Source organism: Dyadobacter jiangsuensis, from assembly GCF_003014695.1.
In the GTDB taxonomy this organism is placed as follows: domain Bacteria; phylum Bacteroidota; class Bacteroidia; order Cytophagales; family Spirosomataceae; genus Dyadobacter; species Dyadobacter jiangsuensis.
The window spans coordinates 241,283-259,316 of sequence record NZ_PYAS01000009.1 but is presented as its reverse complement, the minus strand read 5'-3'; the positions used below and the strand labels follow the sequence as shown (position 1 = coordinate 259,316).

General features: G+C 50.4%; 18 protein-coding genes. 11 read left to right on the top strand and 7 right to left on the bottom strand.

Annotated features, from left to right (window positions below; translation table 11 throughout):
* Window positions 1–27 precede the first annotated feature (27 nt).
* Complete coding sequence (locus CLV60_RS19735) at window positions 28–1,188, bottom strand: methionine aminotransferase (protein ID WP_106597085.1); 1,161 nt, start codon at window positions 1,186–1,188, stop codon at window positions 28–30.
* A 99-nt stretch (window positions 1,189–1,287) separates the two neighbouring features.
* On the bottom strand, window positions 1,288–1,899 hold the full coding sequence (locus CLV60_RS19730; RefSeq protein WP_106597084.1) for a peroxiredoxin family protein: 612 nt from the start codon (window positions 1,897–1,899) through the stop codon (window positions 1,288–1,290).
* A gap of 138 nt (window positions 1,900–2,037) precedes the next feature.
* Between CLV60_RS19730 and CLV60_RS34740 the strand changes: the two genes are divergently transcribed.
* On the top strand, window positions 2,038–2,457 hold the full coding sequence (locus CLV60_RS34740; RefSeq protein ID WP_229211054.1) for a hypothetical protein: 420 nt from the start codon (window positions 2,038–2,040) through the stop codon (window positions 2,455–2,457).
* Between the two features lie 84 nt (window positions 2,458–2,541).
* Window positions 2,542–4,179, top strand: coding sequence for a glycoside hydrolase family 31 protein (locus CLV60_RS19725; protein ID WP_229211053.1), 1,638 nt, complete (start codon window positions 2,542–2,544; stop codon window positions 4,177–4,179).
* Here CLV60_RS19725 and CLV60_RS19720 read toward each other — a convergent pair.
* Window positions 4,166–4,657, bottom strand: a complete 492-nt coding sequence (locus CLV60_RS19720) for an NUDIX hydrolase (protein WP_106597083.1) — start codon at window positions 4,655–4,657, stop codon at window positions 4,166–4,168. The two genes, CLV60_RS19725 and CLV60_RS19720, sit on opposite strands and share 14 nt — an antisense overlap.
* Before the next feature lie 20 nt (window positions 4,658–4,677).
* Entirely contained in the window at window positions 4,678–5,712 is a 1,035-nt protein-coding gene (locus tag CLV60_RS19715; RefSeq protein ID WP_106597082.1) for a LacI family DNA-binding transcriptional regulator, read from the bottom strand.
* A gap of 266 nt (window positions 5,713–5,978) precedes the next feature.
* Between CLV60_RS19715 and CLV60_RS19710 the strand changes: the two genes are divergently transcribed.
* From CLV60_RS19710 to CLV60_RS19680, 7 genes are all read left to right on the top strand, one after another.
* On the top strand, window positions 5,979–6,749 hold the full coding sequence (locus CLV60_RS19710) for an SDR family oxidoreductase (protein WP_106597081.1): 771 nt from the start codon (window positions 5,979–5,981) through the stop codon (window positions 6,747–6,749).
* Between the two features lie 42 nt (window positions 6,750–6,791).
* On the top strand, window positions 6,792–7,622 hold the full coding sequence (gene kduI, locus CLV60_RS19705; RefSeq protein ID WP_106597080.1) for a 5-dehydro-4-deoxy-D-glucuronate isomerase: 831 nt from the start codon (window positions 6,792–6,794) through the stop codon (window positions 7,620–7,622).
* Window positions 7,622–7,978 (top strand): cupin domain-containing protein, encoded by a 357-nt coding sequence (locus CLV60_RS19700; RefSeq protein WP_170118828.1) that lies wholly within the window; start codon window positions 7,622–7,624, stop codon window positions 7,976–7,978. The genes kduI and CLV60_RS19700 overlap by 1 nt, the downstream gene beginning before the upstream one ends.
* A gap of 10 nt (window positions 7,979–7,988) precedes the next feature.
* Window positions 7,989–9,926 (top strand): glycoside hydrolase family 88/105 protein, encoded by a 1,938-nt coding sequence (locus tag CLV60_RS19695; RefSeq protein WP_374755653.1) that lies wholly within the window; start codon window positions 7,989–7,991, stop codon window positions 9,924–9,926.
* Window positions 9,927–9,937: 11 nt separating this feature from the next.
* On the top strand, window positions 9,938–11,473 hold the full coding sequence (locus CLV60_RS19690; protein WP_106597077.1) for a tagaturonate reductase: 1,536 nt from the start codon (window positions 9,938–9,940) through the stop codon (window positions 11,471–11,473).
* A gap of 16 nt (window positions 11,474–11,489) precedes the next feature.
* A complete protein-coding gene (locus CLV60_RS19685; RefSeq protein ID WP_374755652.1) occupies window positions 11,490–12,770 on the top strand; it encodes an MFS transporter in 1,281 nt (426 codons plus the stop codon).
* A gap of 71 nt (window positions 12,771–12,841) precedes the next feature.
* On the top strand, window positions 12,842–13,276 hold the full coding sequence (locus CLV60_RS19680; protein WP_106597075.1) for a nuclear transport factor 2 family protein: 435 nt from the start codon (window positions 12,842–12,844) through the stop codon (window positions 13,274–13,276).
* A gap of 32 nt (window positions 13,277–13,308) precedes the next feature.
* Here CLV60_RS19680 and CLV60_RS19675 read toward each other — a convergent pair whose 3' ends face one another.
* Complete coding sequence (locus CLV60_RS19675) at window positions 13,309–14,370, bottom strand: PDDEXK nuclease domain-containing protein (protein ID WP_211302259.1); 1,062 nt, start codon at window positions 14,368–14,370, stop codon at window positions 13,309–13,311.
* Window positions 14,371–14,507: 137 nt separating this feature from the next.
* On the opposite strand from CLV60_RS19675, the gene CLV60_RS19670 reads away from it, so the two are divergent.
* Window positions 14,508–14,948, top strand: a complete 441-nt coding sequence (locus tag CLV60_RS19670) for an SRPBCC family protein (protein ID WP_106597074.1) — start codon at window positions 14,508–14,510, stop codon at window positions 14,946–14,948.
* Window positions 14,945–15,277, top strand: a complete 333-nt coding sequence (locus CLV60_RS19665) for an ArsR/SmtB family transcription factor (protein ID WP_106597073.1) — start codon at window positions 14,945–14,947, stop codon at window positions 15,275–15,277. Before CLV60_RS19670 ends, CLV60_RS19665 begins: the two co-directional genes overlap by 4 nt.
* Window positions 15,278–15,280: 3 nt before the next feature.
* On the opposite strand, the gene CLV60_RS19660 is transcribed toward CLV60_RS19665, so the two are convergent.
* Window positions 15,281–16,495: an ATP-grasp domain-containing protein gene (locus CLV60_RS19660; protein ID WP_106597072.1), complete on the bottom strand. Its 1,215-nt coding sequence runs from the start codon at window positions 16,493–16,495 to the stop codon at window positions 15,281–15,283.
* 137 nt (window positions 16,496–16,632) lie between these two features.
* Complete coding sequence (locus CLV60_RS19655) at window positions 16,633–18,024, bottom strand: leucyl aminopeptidase family protein (RefSeq protein WP_106597071.1); 1,392 nt, start codon at window positions 18,022–18,024, stop codon at window positions 16,633–16,635.
* Window positions 18,025–18,034: the final 10 nt, after the last annotated feature.

The following is an 18,034-nucleotide window of genomic DNA, read 5'->3' as shown; positions in this document are numbered from 1 at the left end:
ACTTCCACCCGGTCTTCTGCAATCTTTTTACCAACGTGCGGCGTTCAACAAGCCTGCGGCTTTCAGCAGCGTCTCATCATGCTTGGCAAAACAAAACCTAAGCGTTTTGAAGTCCGTTTCACCGGCATAAAATGCGGACACAGGTATCGAGGCAACCCCGACTTCCCTGGTAAGCCTCTCCGCTAATGCAAGATCATTTTCATCCGATAAACTCGCATAAGATACGTTCTGAAAAAAGCTGCCTTCGGAGGGTTTGAGTACAAAACCAATGTCTTTGATCGCCTCATTAAACAAATCCCGCTTGCGTTCGTAAAATGCAGAGAGCGACAAATAATGCTCAGGTTCGTTCAAATATTCGGCCACCGCGAATTGAAGCGGCGTAACCACACTGAATACCAGGAATTGATGAATTTTCCGAAACTCGGCGGTAAGTTGCGCTGGCGCCAGACAATAGCCCAGTTTCCAGCCCGTGGTATGAAATGTCTTCCCGAAGGACCCGCAAACAAAGCTGCGCCCGGCCAGCGAAGGAATGGACGCCACCGAAGTATGCTCCCGTCCGTCAAAAACAATGTATTCATAAACCTCATCGCTAATCACGATCAAATCATGCTCTTCTGCGAGCGAGGCCAGCGCCTGTAAATCGGACGCCGCCCACACCTTGCCGGTCGGGTTATGCGGTGTGTTGATAATGATTGCGCGCGTTTTTTCGGTAATGCGGGCTTTGACAGCTTCCCAATCAATCGAATCGTATTGCGGATCGAGCGTTACGAAAACCGGGACGCCACCGCTGAGCTCAATGGCCGGCACGTAGCTGTCGTAGGCAGGTTCGAACACGATCACTTCATCGCCCGGATGCACTACGGTGCTGATTGCCACGAATAGTGCCTCGGTAGCACCGCTTGTGACGGTAATGTCTGTCACGGGATGATATTCATGACCGGATGCTTCGAAAGTCTTTCGGGCGATCGCCTCCCGCAGCGGAAATGCACCCGGCATGGGCGCGTACTGGTTTTTACCCGACCGCACATATTTGTCGACCAGCCGCTGCAAATCAGGCGAGCAATCGAACTCCGGGAAACCCTGCGCGAGGTTCAGCGCCTTGTGCTCTTCGGCCAGTGCCGACATTTTAGTAAAAATGGTAGTCCCGACGTTGGGAAGCTTCGACTGCAACCTGTTTTTCAATAACATATCCAAAAATCGTATTAAACAAATACCGTGTCAGCGGCAAAACCAAAGATAATGCATGGTTGCCTGGCTGACACGGTATGAATGCCAAATATGTAATTTCTATTGTCGTCCGTCGTAAACCGCTTTCAAAACAGTTTTAACGTCTGGCGTGTTGTCAAAGTTTTCATCTACAAATGCGTAACCCACCCGGCGGTCGCGGCCCAGGACAAAGAGCGAAGGCGTGAAAACTTCTTCCGAAATCCCCGCAATGCGGTCCCAGATCGGAGAGGTTTCAGAAAACACACCATAGGAACGCGCGACGTTGTAATTTTTATCGTGGTAAATCAGCGCGCCGGTGTCCAGCTTCCTGGCAATGCGCCCGATTTCCTTTTGAGACTCATTGGTCAGTATCAGCAGCTGCCCACCCAAAGCCTCCACCTGCGGCGCGAGCGCCTTGAGAACTTCCAGATGTTTGGGCGCGTAACTTCCCCAGCAGTTGCAATAGAAACTAAGAACAAGCGGCTTGAAACGCACCAGATCGAGGACCGACCGCAAGTCGCTGTCCGACGGAGCGCCCGTCAGCGATGTCACCGGAAACCCTTCCTCGTTCCGGAGATAAAACAGCGGTGCCAGTTCATCCTTTTTAGGCGGCTCAATCAGCTCTTCCGCAATCCGTTGTTTCAGTTGTAAGGTGGACACGTTGCCCAGTTCGTCTTCAATTTCGTAGTACATAATGCCAGGGGTCTTCTGATTTCGAAGCTCAAATTTAACATTATCCTATTTATCCTACAAATTTAATAGACTTATTTTACCACTAGTATAAAAAATCAATATCCACTTATTACATTGATTCAAGAGCTACTAAACGCCATGCGCCACCTTAACCTGACCCTTTCGACATTATTTTTCATTTTTATTCCTTCCCTGCTTTTCGGGCAAATTATCACCTGGAAGGAGATCCATCCGGGTGTTTGGAAGGGTACCGCGGGCAAACCGGATGCCTATGATCTGCTGAAAGCGGCGGAAACTACCGCCTCCCCCGCGCTTGCGAAACTGACCAAGCAGGAGTTTCCGCTCGACAAATCGGCCATTGCATTTCAATTAAATAATGGCAAATCATACCTCCGCCTTCCTTTGCAGCGGAACGAGCAGCTTTATGGTTTCGGGCTGAATTTCCAGACCATCCACCAGCGTGGCCGCATTATGCAGCTCCACGCCGATCATTACGGTAAATCGGATAATGGCCGCACACATGCACCGGTGCCTTTTTATGTATCGTCGCTGGGTTAGGGCGTCTTCATCAATTCCGCCAAGTATATCGACGTATACGCGGGCTCGGGCGTACGCAAGGACAGCAAGAATCCGCCAAAAGTGATGGACCGCAACACCGACAAGAATTGGGAAGCACACCCTTATTCCGACGCGGTCGAAATGCTGATTCCGGCCGAAGGCATTGAAATCTACGTTTTCGCCGGCCCCAAGCCCGTCAATGCGATCGAACGGTTCAATCTCCTGAGTGGCGGAGGGTGCTTGCCGCCGCGCTGGGGCCTGGGCTTCACGCAGCGCGTTCACCGGCTCTACACAGCCGACCAGGTGAAACAGGAGGCGAAAGCATTTGAGGAAAAGGGGTACCCGCTCGATTTTATCGGTCTTGAACCGGGATGGCAAACGAAGTCCTATCCCTGCACATTCGAATGGGACCGCTCCCGTTTCCCGGACCCGGCGGGTTTTGTAAAGGATATGGATCAAATGGGTGTCAAAATCAATCTCTGGACGAACCCGTACGTCTCGCCCGACGCCTCCATTTATAAGACAATAGCACCTTACACGGGTTCTCACACGGTATGGAACGGTATTGTGCCCGACCTTTCGATGCCGCAAGCCCGCAAAATTCTCTTTGACCAGTTTGAAAAAGAGCATCTTAAAATCGGCGTCAGCGGCTACAAGATCGACGAAGTGGATGGATTCGACTCCTACCTCTGGCCTGATGTGGCCACATTCCCGTCGGGCCACTCGTCCGAACAGATCCGCCAGACTTATGGGTTGCTCGTTCAGAAACACAGTTTTGAAATGTTCCGGCGCAACAATATGCGTACATACGGACTCGTGCGCGCATCCAACGCAGGCGGGGCGCCGTTTCCTTATGTGATTTATAATGACAATTACAGCCACGAAGACTTCATTACCGCGCTCATCAACAGCGGTTATGCGGGTGTGCTGTGGACGCCCGAGGTCCGCGCATCGAAAACGGCCGAAGAATGGCTCCGGCGTTTTCAGACGGTGTGTTTTTCACCGATGGCGATGATCAACGCATGGTCAAGCAGCATGCAGCCGTGGACATTCCCCGAAGTTGCGCCGCAAATCAAGGCTTTGGCCGAACTGCGGATGCGTATGATGCCCTATTGGTATTCCGAATTCGCGAAATACCATTACAACGGCACGCCGCCTTTCCGCGGAATGAACCTTGAAGAAGGTTTTGGCATCAACATGAAAAAGGAAAAAACGGCGACTAATCTCGAAGAAAATCCTTATGAAGAGGCTGTCACCCGCGAAGTGAAAGACCAATATATGGCCGGCAAGTACCTGCTCGTGGCGCCGCTTTTCACGGGGCAGATTACCCGAAAAGTAATTTTGCCCAAAGGCAAATGGTACGATTTCTACACCGGCAAACTGGCTGGCGACGGCGAGGTGATTACCGTTACGCCCGGACTGGATCAAATCCCGGTTTTTGTGAAAGATGGAGGCATTATTCCCATGATGCCCGCCCTGCTTCACGCGCCACGGGCGGGAGCCAAAACGGATATTGAAATCAGGCATTATGGTGAAAAGAATGCCAGCTATGACCTCTACGACGACGATGGCGAGACATTTGCCTACGAAAAAGGTGCGTTCTCCTGGCGTACCATTAAAGTCGAGCGGCAGGGCGGACAACTGAAAGGCACCATTTCTTCTACTGAAAAAGGCAAGCCGAATACAGTCGGTAATGTCACCTGGCGATTTATGACGGAATAACGCTCACGGCGTCGAGATCCAGATAACCCGAGTTATAATGTCCTTTCTCCAAAGGCTTCTTCGCTAGCGCATCCGCAAGAAATTCCGGATAGACGCGAATCGAATGTAAATCATTCACATCGTGCCAGTGAAATAACAATTCATCCTGCCCTTCCACGCCGAGAAAATCGTCCTGGGAGGGCAAGTTTTTAATCTGCATTTCAAAATAGAAACCTATTTCGTGGTATTTATCGCCGTTATACAGAAAGAAATTCTCGGAAACCCATAGCATTTCGCCGGCCTCGGCATCCATACCGGTTTCCTCCTGCATTTCGCGCTGCAAGGTGTCTTTTGAAAATTCGAACAACTCGCAGCGTCCGCCTGGAAGTGTCCAGAAATTATCGGAAGGAGTTTTATGCAGAAGCACCTTGCCATTCAGCACCGCCACCCCGGCGACCCTGTAATTGAACAATGCTCCATCAATGCGAAGGCTGATCATCCGTAATGCGTTTTTTTTCGCTAAACTACCGTTTTTCCGACAGACGACTCCCGGATCGTCAATACAGTTTTAAGTGAACGCGTTTCGAATTGATCGTTTTTTTGAGGATGCTCAATCAGCCTGATCAACAGCTCGACAGCCTGCTGCCCCATTTCCATCGCGGGTTGCATGACGGTCGTCAATGGCGGGTTAAGCAAATTGGCCACGCTGATATTGGTAAAGCCGACAATCGCTACCTCATCCGGCACACGAATGCCTTTTCTCTGAAATACCGACATACACCCGGTAGTAAGCCGGTCGCTGGCCGTAAATATGGCGTCCGGCGGCTCGGGCAAACTGAGCAGCTCTTCTATCGCGGCTTCATTTTCAGCCTCTATTTTACCGCCATAAAGGCAATATTTGACATACGATTCATCGAATGGAATGCCATAATCTTCCAATGCCTTTTTATAACCCGCAAGCCGCTCGGTGGTGATCGACAGGTAAATAGGGCTGGTAAGATGCGCAATTCGCCTGCGCCCTGAGAGGATCAAGTGCTCGGTAGCCTCGTAGCTTCCCGTAAAATTGTCGGCTACAACCTTATGCGTCTCGATATCATTCGGCACGCGATCGAGGAAAACGATCGGCAGCCCTTTTTCCATTAACTCCTGAAAATGTACGAGATTGGTCGTGAGGCTGGCCAGCGATACCAGAAGTCCATCCACACGTCTGGAAACCAAATAGTTTGTATTCGCTACTTCCCTCTCATAAGAATCATGACTTTGAAAAATCACCACATGATAACCCAGGTTATAAGCTATCGATTCGATACCATTGATAAGCTGTGAGAAAAAGTGGTTTGCAATTTCGGGGATAATGACGCCTATCGATTTGCTTTTGCTGTCCTTCAAGCTCAATGCAATGGGGTTGGGGCGGTAGTTCATCCGCTCGGCGTACTCCATCACCAGCTTTTTGGTTTCGGGGTTAATCTCGTAGCTATTTCTCAACGCACGAGAGACTGTCGAGGTCGACAGGTTCAGTGCCTTTGCAATATCCTTGATGGTGATGGTCTCCAATGGAAAAAATTGGTTTATTCCAACTTATTATTCGTTTCAAAACATCCTGCTAACCTCTTCCCTGATCTGCCGGACTGCCAATTTATCTTAAAATTTACAATCATCCGGCGCAACTGACAACGTTCCCGATAACGATTGCACAAAAAAAGACAATTCGTTATTTGATTTTTCTGATTATTCAGTCTAACATCGTTTGGTTCGGGTCTATTTATTACCGACGCTAAAATTATCGGATACCCCGAAAAAGACAAATCATAAATCCATTAATGAATACCGCTAATTTATTTGATCTGACCGGAAAAACTGCGCTGGTAACCGGCTGCAATCGCGGCATCGGAAGGGCCATGGCCGAAGCGCTCGCCGAAGCCGGAGCAGACATTATCGGCGTCGCTTCTTCGGAATTTAAGGAGGGAAATGAAACCGAACGCGCTATCCGGCAGACAGGCAGGCAGTTCTATCCCTATCAGGCCGATCTGGGCGACCGTGAAAAGCTTTATCAGTTTATTCATCAGGTCAAAAAAGAGCACCCGGTGATAGACATTCTTGTAAATAATGCAGGCATTATCCTTCGCGAACCAGCCGCCGGACATCCCGATGAATATTGGGACAAAGTACTGAATATCAACCTGGATGCGCCCTACATTCTCGCACGCGAGCTGGGGAAGGAAATGATCGCGCGCGGGTCAGGTAAAATCATTTTTACGGCATCGCTTCTCACATTTCAGGGCGGCATCAATGTCCCTGGCTATACAGCCTCCAAAAGCGCCATCGGCGGGTTGGTGAAAGCATTGGCCAACGAATGGGCCGGAAAAGGCGTGAATGTGAACGCCATCGCACCAGGCTACATCAATACCGACAATACCGAAGCATTACGCAACGATCCCGTGCGAAGCAAGTCGATCCTCGACCGTATCCCGGCAGGGCGCTGGGGACTACCGGAGGATTTCAAAGGCCCGACGCTATTCCTCGCTTCGGAAGCCGCAAGTTATGTGCATGGCACCATTCTGACCGTCGACGGCGGCTGGATGGGCCGCTAATCAAACCTATTCATACAAAGAACTTCAAAAGCAGCCGCATACATGCAAATCAGATTTGAAAGCAGCCGGAAAGAAGTAGCGCAAATGGATACCGATACCCTGCGCGACAATTTCCTTGTCAAAGATATTTTCCGGGATGGCGAGATCCATTTCGTGTACAGCCATTACGACCGCGTGATCATCGGCGGGGCCATTCCGCTGGCCACACCACTGGCAATCCCGGTGTTCGATACATTGAAAGCCTCCTATTTCCTCGAAAGACGCGAAATAGGCATCATCAATATCGGCGGCGATGGCGAAGTAATTGCCGATGGCGAGCGTTTCGAGATCAGTAAACTGGGTTGTGTGTATGTAGGAAAAGGGACCAAAGAAGTACTGCTTTCCAGCAAAAACCCTTCGGAACCAGCTGCTTACTACCTGCTTTCCTCACCCGCGCACCATACGCACCCTACGCGACTTTTTACCAAAGAAGACGCAACGCCGGCGACTGTCGGCAGCATGGAAACATCAAACCATCGCACCATTTATAAATACATTCACCTGGACGGTATTCAGAGCTGCCAGCTCGTGATGGGGCTTACGGTACTGCAAACGGGCAGCGTTTGGAATACCATGCCTTCCCACGTGCACGACCGGCGCATGGAAGCTTATTGCTATTTCGATGTACCTGAAAACCAGCGGGTACTGCATTTAATGGGCGAACCTTCGGAAACCCGGCATTTGTGGGTAGCCAACCGGCAGGCGGTGATCTCTCCGCCATGGTCGGTCCATTCTGGCTGCGGCACTTCCAACTACGCATTCATTTGGGGAATGGCCGGTGAAAACAAGGATTATACAGACATGGACCCGGTACTGATCGGCGATCTCAGATGATGGAAGCATTGAAAGCAAGAGAATTCGTGTCCGACAGCGAAATCGCCTGGGAAGACCTCGGAGGCGGGCTGAAACGCAAGATCATGGCCTACGACGATAACCTGATGATGGTCAAAGTCGCGTTCGAACAAGGCGGGATCGGCACGCTGCACAACCATTTCCACACCCAGATGAGCTACGTCGAAAGCGGCGAGTTCGAAATCACGATCGGTGAGCGGAAGCAGGTTTTGCGGCAGGGCGATGTGTACTACATTCCGCCGCACGTTGTGCATGGTGCATTGTGTCTTTCGGCTGGTATGCTGGTGGACATTTTCACGCCTATGCGCGAGGATTTTGTCCATATTTCAAAGCCATAACCCGTTTCAAATGGACATTTCTCTACCTCGTTTCCGTCAAATTCCCCTCTGGATCGCCTGTTTTACGACAATATCGTCGTTTGCACAGGAACTGCCGCTATCTCGTCAAATGGCCGACTCTTTCATGGCTAATCATAAAGATTCGATTCTTGTCGGCAAAAACACGGCAACCAAATGGGACTACGAACAGGGATTAATGCTGAAAGCCATCGAAAAAGTGTGGTACCGCACCGGCGAAGGCAAATATTTCGAATACATCCGGAAGGACATCGACCAGTACGTGCGCCCCGACGGCAGCATCCGCACCTACCGTGCCGACGAGTACAATATCGATAATATCCCGCCGGGTCGTGCATTGCTAACCTTATACCAGCAATCTCAGCCCGACAAAGAGAAATACAAAAAAGCCGCCGACCTGCTCTGGAAGCAACTCGAAGAGCAGCCCCGCACCAAAGAAGGAGGTTACTGGCACAAAAAGCGTTACCCCAACCAAATGTGGCTCGACGGCCTGTTTATGGGCGAGCCGTTTGCGGCGGAGTACAGCGCTGTTTTCCATCATCCCGAGCATTTCGACGACATTGTGAAGCAATTCGCATTGATTGAAAAATATGCCGTCGACGAAAAAACAGGACTCGTTTACCATGCCTACGACGAAAGCCGCGAGCAGAAATGGGCCGATAAAACCACCGGTCGCTCACCGAGCTTCTGGGCGCGGGCCATTGGCTGGTATGCCATCGCGCTCGTGGATGTGCTCGACTACCTGCCGGCACAGCACCCGGGCAGGACACAGCTTACTGGCTATTTGCAACGGTTAGCACCCGTGCTGGCCAAATACCAGGATCCCGCATCCGGCGCCTGGTACCAGGTAATCGACCAGGGCAAGCGTGCCGGCAACTACCTTGAAGCATCCGCCTCGTGCATGTTCGTATATGCGCTCGCGAAAGGCGCGCGACTGGGCTACATTCCTGAAAAATTCGCGGCAAATGCGAAGAAAGGTTACCAGGGAATCCTTCAAAATTTTGTCGAGAAGGAAGCGAACGGCACTTTAAGTTTAAATAAAACCGTGAGTGTAGGCGGCCTTGGCGGCACGCCTTACCGCGATGGCACTTACGAATACTACCTCAGTGAGCCCATCCGCAAAAACGATCTGAAAGGCATCGGCCCATTCATTTTTGCGAGTATTGAAATGGAGATTGCGGCGGAGAATGCAGCGGGAAAAGGCAAAACAGTTGGTTTGGATTACTATTTCAACCACGAAACACGGAAAGACCTTACCGGCCAACCAGAGCAATTTCACTATACCTGGGAAGACCGGATGCATTCGGGCTTCTGGCTTTGGGGGAATACATTCCGTGAGCTCGGTGCCCAAACCGTGTCGCTCCCCGCCTCGCCTGATGCCGCCGGCTTGAAAGGCATTGACGTTTACATCATCGTCGACCCGGATACCAAAAAGGAAACACCCGAGCCGCATTTTATCGACGAGAAATCCATTGCCGAAATTGAGAAATGGGTCAAATCAGGCGGCGTGCTGGTACTGATGGCCAACGACACCGCTAATTGCGAAATCCCGCATTTCAACAAACTCGCTGCGAAGTTCGGCATTCGGTTTACGAGCAAGAACCGAAATATGGTACAAGGGACACAGTTCGAGCAAGGCAGGCTGCTCATCCCCGCCGAGGCGAAAGCCGTTTTTCCTCACACAGAAAAAATTTACATCAAAGAGCTCTCACCACTTGCCCTTACACCGCCGGCCAACCCTTTGCTGACCGACCAGGGCGACGTCATTTTCGGAATTTCCAGGTATGGTAAGGGCACCGTGTTCGCTGTGGGCGACCCGTGGCTCTACAATGAATATGTTGACGGCAGAAGGATCGATACCAGCTTCGAGAATTTCGAGGCAGGTAAGGACCTCGCCGGTTGGTTGTTGAAACAGGTTATTAAAAAGTAAATCTCATTGCTATGGGCTATCTCTTCCGGGAAAATCTACGCCAGCTCAGGAGCCAGCCAGGCGTCGTCGTGGCCGATGATTCCGTGTTCCAGCTGCCGGAAAAAGTGCTGCAATTCGGCACCGGCGCATTCCTGCGTGGCCTGGCTGACTATTTTATCGACAAAGCTAACCGGCAGGGCGTCTTCAATGGCCGGATCGTGGTCGTGAAATCCACGGACCAGGGTGATACCAAGGCGTTCGATCGACAGGATAACCTATATACGATTTGCTCCCGCGGCATTCAGGATGGTGAAGCAAAGGAGGAAAATATCATTTCATCGGCCATCAGCCGGGTACTTTCCGCGAAAACGCAATGGTCGCTCGTACTGGATCTGGCCAAAAATCCTGCTGTCAGTATTGTTATTTCAAATACCACAGAAACCGGCATTCAGCTCGTACAGGACGATATTTACCAGTGGCCGCCAGTGTCGTTTCCCGGCAAACTGCTGGCTTTTTTGTATGCACGTTATGTGGCATTCGGCGGCAATCCTGATTTTGGCGTAGTGATTATCCCGACCGAACTGATCGCGGATAATGGCAAAAAACTCGAATCCATTATCCTTGAACTCGCCCACCGCAACGGTCTGGAAGGCGCTTTCATCGACTGGATCGAACAATGCAATTTCTTCTGCAACTCGCTCGTCGACCGCATTGTACCCGGCAAACCGGACGAAACGCGGTTGAAAGAACTCGAAGAAGAACTCGGTTACCGCGATGAACTGCTCATTACAACCGAGCATTATCATTTGTGGGCCATCGAAGGCGACGAGCGCATCCGTCAGAAAATCGGTTTCTACGGCATTGACGAAGGCCTGATTATCGAGCCGGATATTGAACAATACCGTGAACTGAAACTGCGGCTGCTGAACGGCCCTCACACGCTCGGGGGCGGGCTTGCACACTTGTGCGGCTTCAAAACTGTGGTCGAAGCGATGAACGACCCGTTCTTTTCGACATTTATTACACATTTAATGGAAAGCGAAATTGCGACCGCCATCCCGTACGATGTTCGTCCGGGTGTCGCGCTGGCATTCAGCCGGCAGGTTGCCGACCGCTTCCGCAACCCCCACATTTTACACAAATGGTTCAATATCAACCAGAATTATTCTGCCAAGATTCTTTCGCGGGTCATTCCAACCTACCTTAATTACGAGGCGAAGAATGGCTATTTACCCGAATACATGACTTTCGGGCTGGCGGTCTATATCTACTTCATGAAAGCCGTGAAGAAAGAGGGCGACAACTATTACGGCCGCCTCGACGGCACCCCTTACCTGATCCAGGACCCGAAAGCCCCGTTCTTTTATCAGAAATGGCAAATGGCATCGCTGCCCGACATGGTGCAGGCAATATTGAAAGAACAATCGATCTGGGGCCGTGATCTGAATAAAATCGAATCTGTACACAGCTCCATCCTCAAATATCTCCAATCCATTACGCAAAACGGTATCACTGAAACACTTAAAACGCTTCTAGAAAGAACGGAATATGCTCTCTCACAATCCTGAACAAGCGGAACTCCAGGTGGAGACCCCAAAGACCAGCTACCGCTGGCGTGTAGTAGCGCTCCTGTTCTGCGCAACGACCATTAACTACCTCGACCGCCAGGTGTTAGGTCTGCTCAAACCAACCCTGGAAGCCGATTTCGGATGGACGGAATCCGATTTCAGCCATATCGTCATGGCATTTCAAGCTGCCTATGCATTTTCGCTGATCGGTTTCGGGGCTATCATCGATAAAATCGGTACTAAAATCGGGTACGTAATCTCGGTGGTTGTCTGGAGCATCGCGGCCATGCTGCATGCGGTCGCCACGGGCACATTCAGTTTCGGATTCATGCGGGCCATTCTCGGGCTTGGCGAGGCGGGTAACTTTCCGGTGGCGATCAAGGCAACTGCTGAATGGTTTCCTAAAAAAGAGCGGGCATTGGCAACGGGCATTTTCAATTCCGGAGCCAATATCGGCGCGGTGGTCGCACCCATTATGGTGCCCTGGATTCTGGGCGCTTATGGCTGGCAGGAAGCATTTCTGATCACGGGTGCACTCGGTTTTGTGTGGTTGATATTCTGGTGGCGGTATTACGAACTTCCTGCGAAACAAACGCGCATCAACCAGGCCGAATACGACTACATACACAGCGACAACGAAGCTGATACGAGCAAAGAAGCACCGGTTAAGTGGCTTCAACTCTTCAAAATACGGCAAACGTGGGCATTTGTATTCGGTAAAATGCTCACCGATCCGATCTGGTGGTTCTTCCTTTACTGGCTGCCCTCCTATTTCGCCGAGGCATTCAAACTGAATCTTTCCAAACCAAGCCCGGAGCTGGTGATCGTGTATACTGCAACCACAGTGGGCAGTATCGGCGGCGGGTACTTGTCAGGGTATTTTATCAAAAAGGGCTGGCCTGTGTTCCGCGCCAGAAAGACTTCCATGCTCATTTTCGCATTCCTGGTAATGCCTATTATGGCCGCTCAATACACAACCAACATTTGGCAGGCGGTGGTATTGATAAGTCTGGCAGCAGCTGCGCACCAGGCGTGGAGTGCAAATATTTTTACAACGGCCTCGGATATGTTTCCTAAAAAGGCTGTAAGTTCGGTCGTCGGTATCGGTGGTATGGCCGGATCAGTAGGAGGCATCTTCTTTCCTCTTTTGGTAGGGATTATTCTCGACAACTACAAGGCTGCCGGGAACATCGGCGGAGGATACAACGTCATTTTCATCATATGCGGGTTCGCTTACCTGCTTGCGTGGGGAGTAATGCATGTATTTTCCCCGAAAATGGAGCGGGTTGATATTTAATACCGCCGACCATTGACCGCAGACCGCCGAAGTATTCTGGCCGAAATTTTATCCTAATTCCTTATTAATCGATGAAAAAAACACTCTTGCTCCTGGCATTCCTTTTAATAGGCAATGCATTTGTATTCGCTCAAAGCGCCGATGAAAAAGCCGTTGCCGCTACGGTTGAAAAGCTCAAAACCGCCATTATCAGCGCCAATGAGGCCGATTTGAAAAAACTAACCTCTCCTTCACTCTCATACGGCCACTCCAACGGCCTGCTGGAAGATCAGAAGGAGTTCATCCGCGCCCTCGTGAGTGAAGAATCCAAGTTCACCAAAATCGATCTCACCGACCAGACGATCTCCATTTCCGGCGATGTCGCATTGGTTCGTCACAAGTTGTTCGGCGACACAGCTAATAAGGGCAAAGACCCTGCGCAAGTGAAGCTCGGTGTGTTAATGGTATTCCAAAAAGTAAAAGGGAGCTGGGTACTGCTGGGCCGTCAGGCATTTAAGCTGGTTTAATCCAGATTCAAAACATAACGAAAACAGGTCTGCTAGTCATCCGGCAGGCCTGTTTTTGTTTTGGGCAAATCACGTTGCTCCATTTTGTGGCGGGCAATCTCCACGGCCTTATGCAGCTTCTCCTGCAAAATCTGCTGCGAAGGCAGCGCCGTGAGGTAATCGGCAACGCGGATGTTGCTATTACCCAGCTGCATTAATTCAATGTGCTCGCTGCTTTTACCAGAACATAGGATCAGCCCGATAGGATCATTCTCTCCCTGTATCTTCTCGTACTTCTCCAAAAACCGCAGGTAAAGCTCCATTTGCCCTTTAAAACCGGCTTCAAACTCTCCCATTTTCAGATCGACTACGACCAGGCATTTTAATCGCCGGTGATAGAAGAGTAAGTCGATGAAGTAATCCCGGTGATCAATGGTAATCCGCTTCTGCCGCGCCATGAATGCGAAATCGGTACCCATTTCAATGATGAACCGCTGCAACTCCACGATAATCGATGCTTCAAGGTCTTTCTCGGAATACGCATCCTTCAAACCCAGGAAATCGAGAAAATAAGGGTCCTTGAAAACAAGATCAGGGTTTAGTTTCTGTTCGCTTTTCAGGAGTTGGAGATCGTTGATGATCGCGTCCTCGGGCTTTTTGCTGATAGCAGTTCGTTCGTAGAGCATGGATTGGATGCGCTCTTGCAACTGGCGGGACGACCATCTTTCCAGCTTGCACATTTCGATATAGAACTCTCGCTTCAAAGCATTTTCGATATACATCAACGTTTTCAAATGTGTCCAACTAAATTGTCTCCGCAGTGCGGAGACAATCGATTCGTCTGAAAACACCGAAGCGAACTTCGAGCAATGAAGTAAATGCTTCATACTCCAACCCGGCCCGTAATCTACAACTAACTTGAAACCGAGTTCGCGCAAAACGCTTTTTCCATATTCAGCTCTACCGTCCTTCAAAATCTCCTGATTTATCTTTTTACCGACATGATAATGCAGTAAAGTTATCTCGGCATTCACAGCTAATGCAGCATTTCTTCTGCTTTCCTCAATCAGCTGTTTTACGGCACTCAGCAATTGCGAATTTTCAACCTCCTTCATATCAATGATGTTTAAGTCCACCATTTAGACGCTCACTTTCATTTTTGGTAACACCGTTCTACAAAAAACTTTTTTTTAAAAAAAATGCGTAACAAAAAAGTTACATATAAATTTGTGTAACTAAAAAGTTACGCTTTATGAAACGCGACATCAAACTGAAATGGTTTTACCCCTATCCTCCCGAGATGATCTGGGAATGCCTTACTAATCCCGAGATCCTCACCAAATGGAGCCCGATGAAGGACTTCAAACCCGAAATAGGTTTCGAATGCCAAACTCAGCAAAAGCCACGGCCCGCACAAAACTGGGATGGGATCATGTATCACAAGATCCTGGAAATAGAACCGTTGAAGAGGCTCTCTTACAGTTTTAAAGGCGGACCAAAGCCCGGCGTCACTACGCTGGACACTGTCGTGACCTGGATTCTGGAACCCAAAGATGGCGGCACCGAGCTGCGGCTGGAACACACCGGGTTTACAGGCCCGAAAAACATGCTAACGAGCTTCATTATGGAAATGGGCTGGAAGAAAATTGTCAACAAATCACTTAAAAAGGCTTTCGAAGCACATTTTTTATGAGCACGGAAACAGTGGACGCCTTCCAGGCCCTGGCAGACCGCGGACGGAGGGAGATATTAATGATGGTCGCCAAAGAAAAACGGTCGATCAATGCCATCGCGGAGAATTTCGACATCAGCCGTCCCGCGGTTTCCAAACACATCAAAATCCTCCAAAATGCGGGATTTATCAATATCGAGGAAAAAGGCCGCGAACGGTATTGCGTGCTGAATCAGGATGGTTTCAGCGAAGTACAGCAATGGATCAACCTGTTTGAAGAATACTGGACGGCGCAATTCAGAAGCCTGGAAAATTACCTGGCTACCAATGTGCCTCCTCCGAAAAAGTAAACGTCAATGCGCCGGCTTCTTTGGGGGCGGCGCGGAAGCGTGGTATTTTTTCTGAACAATGGCGGCGTACTTATCCATCAGTTCCAGCACTTTGTCGCGGGACTTCGATCTTACGACCAGCCCGACATGATGCGGCTCATTCATGCGCCATACCACTTCCGGGTCATTGAAAACCGACTGGTCAGGCCACTCCTGGCGCGCCAGTGAGATGATAATGCCGGAATATTCCTTCCGTACAGGGGGCAATTTGTAGTTTTCACCCTTGGCCTCTGCGGTTTCCATCCTGGCCCATTCTTTCCAGAGGTTAATACCCGACGCGGCATCGACCATCTCCGAAAGGTGCGCGCCGCCTACGCGGGACGATGTTTCGAGGAAATAATACTTACCGTCGTCATGGCAACGGATTACCTCGGTGTGTGAAGCGCTATGTTTCAATCCAAAAGCTTTCAGCAAATCCACCGCAATCGTCTGCAATGCATGCTCCTCGGAGGAATCTAGTGGCACTGTAACGGAACGGAATATGCCCCCGCCATGCGCCACGTCAAAGGGTGGCGCCAGGTATTTACTATTCCAGGAAAATATAACAATACCGTTGTAAGAGATCGAATCCACGTGATAGACATCCCCCGGCTTGTATTGTTCCACCAGGTAGGCATGGCGCTTATCTCCCAGTTCATGGATGGTGTTCCAGAGTTCCTCGGCGGTACTTAGCTTTTGAATACCCAAAGCCGACGCCTCCGAACGCGGTTTGATCATCCACGGGCCGGGATATTTCGCGATAAAACGGTTGATCTCATCATCATTAAAAAGTGCCGAGAAGCCGGGGACAAGAATGCCCGATTCCAATGCTTTTGTACGCATTGCCAGCTTGTCACGGAAATAGCGACCGGTAGTTTGGCCCATACCCGGAATCCGGAAATACTCGCGGATATGCGCCGCTTTCTCCACATCGAAATCATCGAGCGCCACCACGCGGTCGATCGGGCGCGTACGCATCACATACGCAAGGCCGGTGATGATCTCATTCATGTTATAAGTACCATCCTCGCCTTCCTCCACATAAAAAAACTCATCCACGGCATCCCTGACCCAAGGTTTATCTTCCAGTTTTTTCGCGGTGATCAAAAAAACCTTGTTACCAGCGTCTTTCAGCGCCTGCAAAAAATCGTTGCCCTTGAAATAGGTGGAAATGCAGAGAAAAGTCAGAGTTCGGGTCATAAAATGTGATTTGGTGGACGGTAGCGGCATCTGCGGACGAGCCATGCCGCAAAGCATATATTCTCAAATCTAGCAAAAAGAACCATTTTGGCAAGAAAAGCCCCGGTTAAATTTCCGTTATACCGGGGCTTGAAGCACTAACCCGCAAGTTTCGACAGGTACGCGATCAGTAACTTCACACCATAGGCCGTTCCGGCACGGCCGGGTGCAAACTCGGTATCTCCAAACGCCATCCCCGCAATGTCCAGATGCGCCCACGCGGGATGTTCCGCAGTGAATACTTCCAGGAACTTGGCGGCCACAATCGCACCGGCCAGCGGCTTGCCGTGGTAGTTTTTTAGATCCGCAATATCAGAGCTGATCTCCTCTTTATATTCATCCCAAACTGGCAGTCGCCACAGCCGTTCGCCGGTTTCGTCGGCTGCCTGAATGAGCTCCGCCGCGAGATGGTCGTTGGGCGTAAACAACCCTGCCGCTTCGTAGCCAAGCGTCTGGATAACACTTCCGGTAAGCGTTGCGAGGTCAATCAGCACATCCGGCTGATAATTTTTGACGGCATAATGCAGGCCATCGGCGAGGATTAGGCGGCCTTCTGCGTCGGTATCGATCACTTCTATCGTTTTGCCCGCATAGGAACCGATCACATCCCCGGGTTTCATGGCCGAGCCGTCGACTGAGTTTTCGGTGGAAGGAATCACACCGATGATGCGAACAGGCAATTTCAGTTGTGCCGCCAGTTCGATTGTCCCCAAAACCGCCGCAGCTCCGCCCATATCGCTTTTCATCAAATGCATATTGGCCGATGGCTTGATCGAAATGCCGCCCGTATCGAAGGTTACTCCCTTGCCCACCAGCGCCACCGTTTGGGTGTAATGCGCCGGCTTATATTCCGAAACAATCATCACCGGCGGTTCATCACTTCCCTGGTTCACAGCCAGCAATGCATGCATACCCTGTTCTTCCAGCGCCGCCTTCTCCAATATCTCCACCGCGTAGCCATGCTCCGCACCCGACTTCCTTGCCCATTCGGCCAGCGTTGCCGGCTTTTTATGGTTGGATGGCGCATTCATCAAATCCATAATGCGGATTTGTACAAGAGCCGTTTTCAATGCATTATCCACCGACTGCTCCGCATCCGAACCTTCATCAGCCAAAATCGACAATGTGCCTGATTTAAAAAACGCACTTACCACTTTCGGCTCTGTCTTGTAAAGTTGAAGATCATATCCTCCCAACACAATCCCGTTCACCGCATAACCGATCCAATCGGCCCCGCGCCCCCGTGCGTCGAGCGTGATATGCGCTGGCCAACGGTCTTTTCGCTTGAAAAAAAGCGAGCGGAAAATTTTGGTAACAGCGGGGAGTTTAGGTGTTTTTCCTAATCCTAACCACAGCTCTTTCGAAGAATACCACCACATTTCTCCCTTTTCTGCTTTAAACATTTCCTGGTTGGCGGGTTCGGTACTCTGTTCGAACGGGCGGACGATCAGCACGTCTTCGATAGGTTCCTGTATGATCTCTATTTGCATTGGACTCGAA

Coding starts and splice junctions, on each gene's coding strand:
- CLV60_RS19735 (WP_106597085.1), bottom strand. CDS start 1,188: ATGTTATTGAAAAACAGGTTGCAGTCGAAGCTTCCCAACGTCGGGACT.
- CLV60_RS19730 (WP_106597084.1), bottom strand. CDS start 1,899: ATGTACTACGAAATTGAAGACGAACTGGGCAACGTGTCCACCTTACAA.
- CLV60_RS34740 (WP_229211054.1), top strand. CDS start 2,038: ATGCGCCACCTTAACCTGACCCTTTCGACATTATTTTTCATTTTTATT.
- CLV60_RS19725 (WP_229211053.1), top strand. CDS start 2,542: ATGGACCGCAACACCGACAAGAATTGGGAAGCACACCCTTATTCCGAC.
- CLV60_RS19720 (WP_106597083.1), bottom strand. CDS start 4,657: ATGATCAGCCTTCGCATTGATGGAGCATTGTTCAATTACAGGGTCGCC.
- CLV60_RS19710 (WP_106597081.1), top strand. CDS start 5,979: ATGAATACCGCTAATTTATTTGATCTGACCGGAAAAACTGCGCTGGTA.
- kduI (WP_106597080.1), top strand. CDS start 6,792: ATGCAAATCAGATTTGAAAGCAGCCGGAAAGAAGTAGCGCAAATGGAT.
- CLV60_RS19700 (WP_170118828.1), top strand. CDS start 7,622: ATGGAAGCATTGAAAGCAAGAGAATTCGTGTCCGACAGCGAAATCGCC.
- CLV60_RS19695 (WP_374755653.1), top strand. CDS start 7,989: ATGGACATTTCTCTACCTCGTTTCCGTCAAATTCCCCTCTGGATCGCC.
- CLV60_RS19690 (WP_106597077.1), top strand. CDS start 9,938: ATGGGCTATCTCTTCCGGGAAAATCTACGCCAGCTCAGGAGCCAGCCA.
- CLV60_RS19680 (WP_106597075.1), top strand. CDS start 12,842: ATGAAAAAAACACTCTTGCTCCTGGCATTCCTTTTAATAGGCAATGCA.
- CLV60_RS19675 (WP_211302259.1), bottom strand. CDS start 14,370: ATGAAGGAGGTTGAAAATTCGCAATTGCTGAGTGCCGTAAAACAGCTG.
- CLV60_RS19670 (WP_106597074.1), top strand. CDS start 14,508: ATGAAACGCGACATCAAACTGAAATGGTTTTACCCCTATCCTCCCGAG.
- CLV60_RS19665 (WP_106597073.1), top strand. CDS start 14,945: ATGAGCACGGAAACAGTGGACGCCTTCCAGGCCCTGGCAGACCGCGGA.
- CLV60_RS19660 (WP_106597072.1), bottom strand. CDS start 16,495: ATGACCCGAACTCTGACTTTTCTCTGCATTTCCACCTATTTCAAGGGC.
- CLV60_RS19655 (WP_106597071.1), bottom strand. CDS start 18,024: ATGCAAATAGAGATCATACAGGAACCTATCGAAGACGTGCTGATCGTC.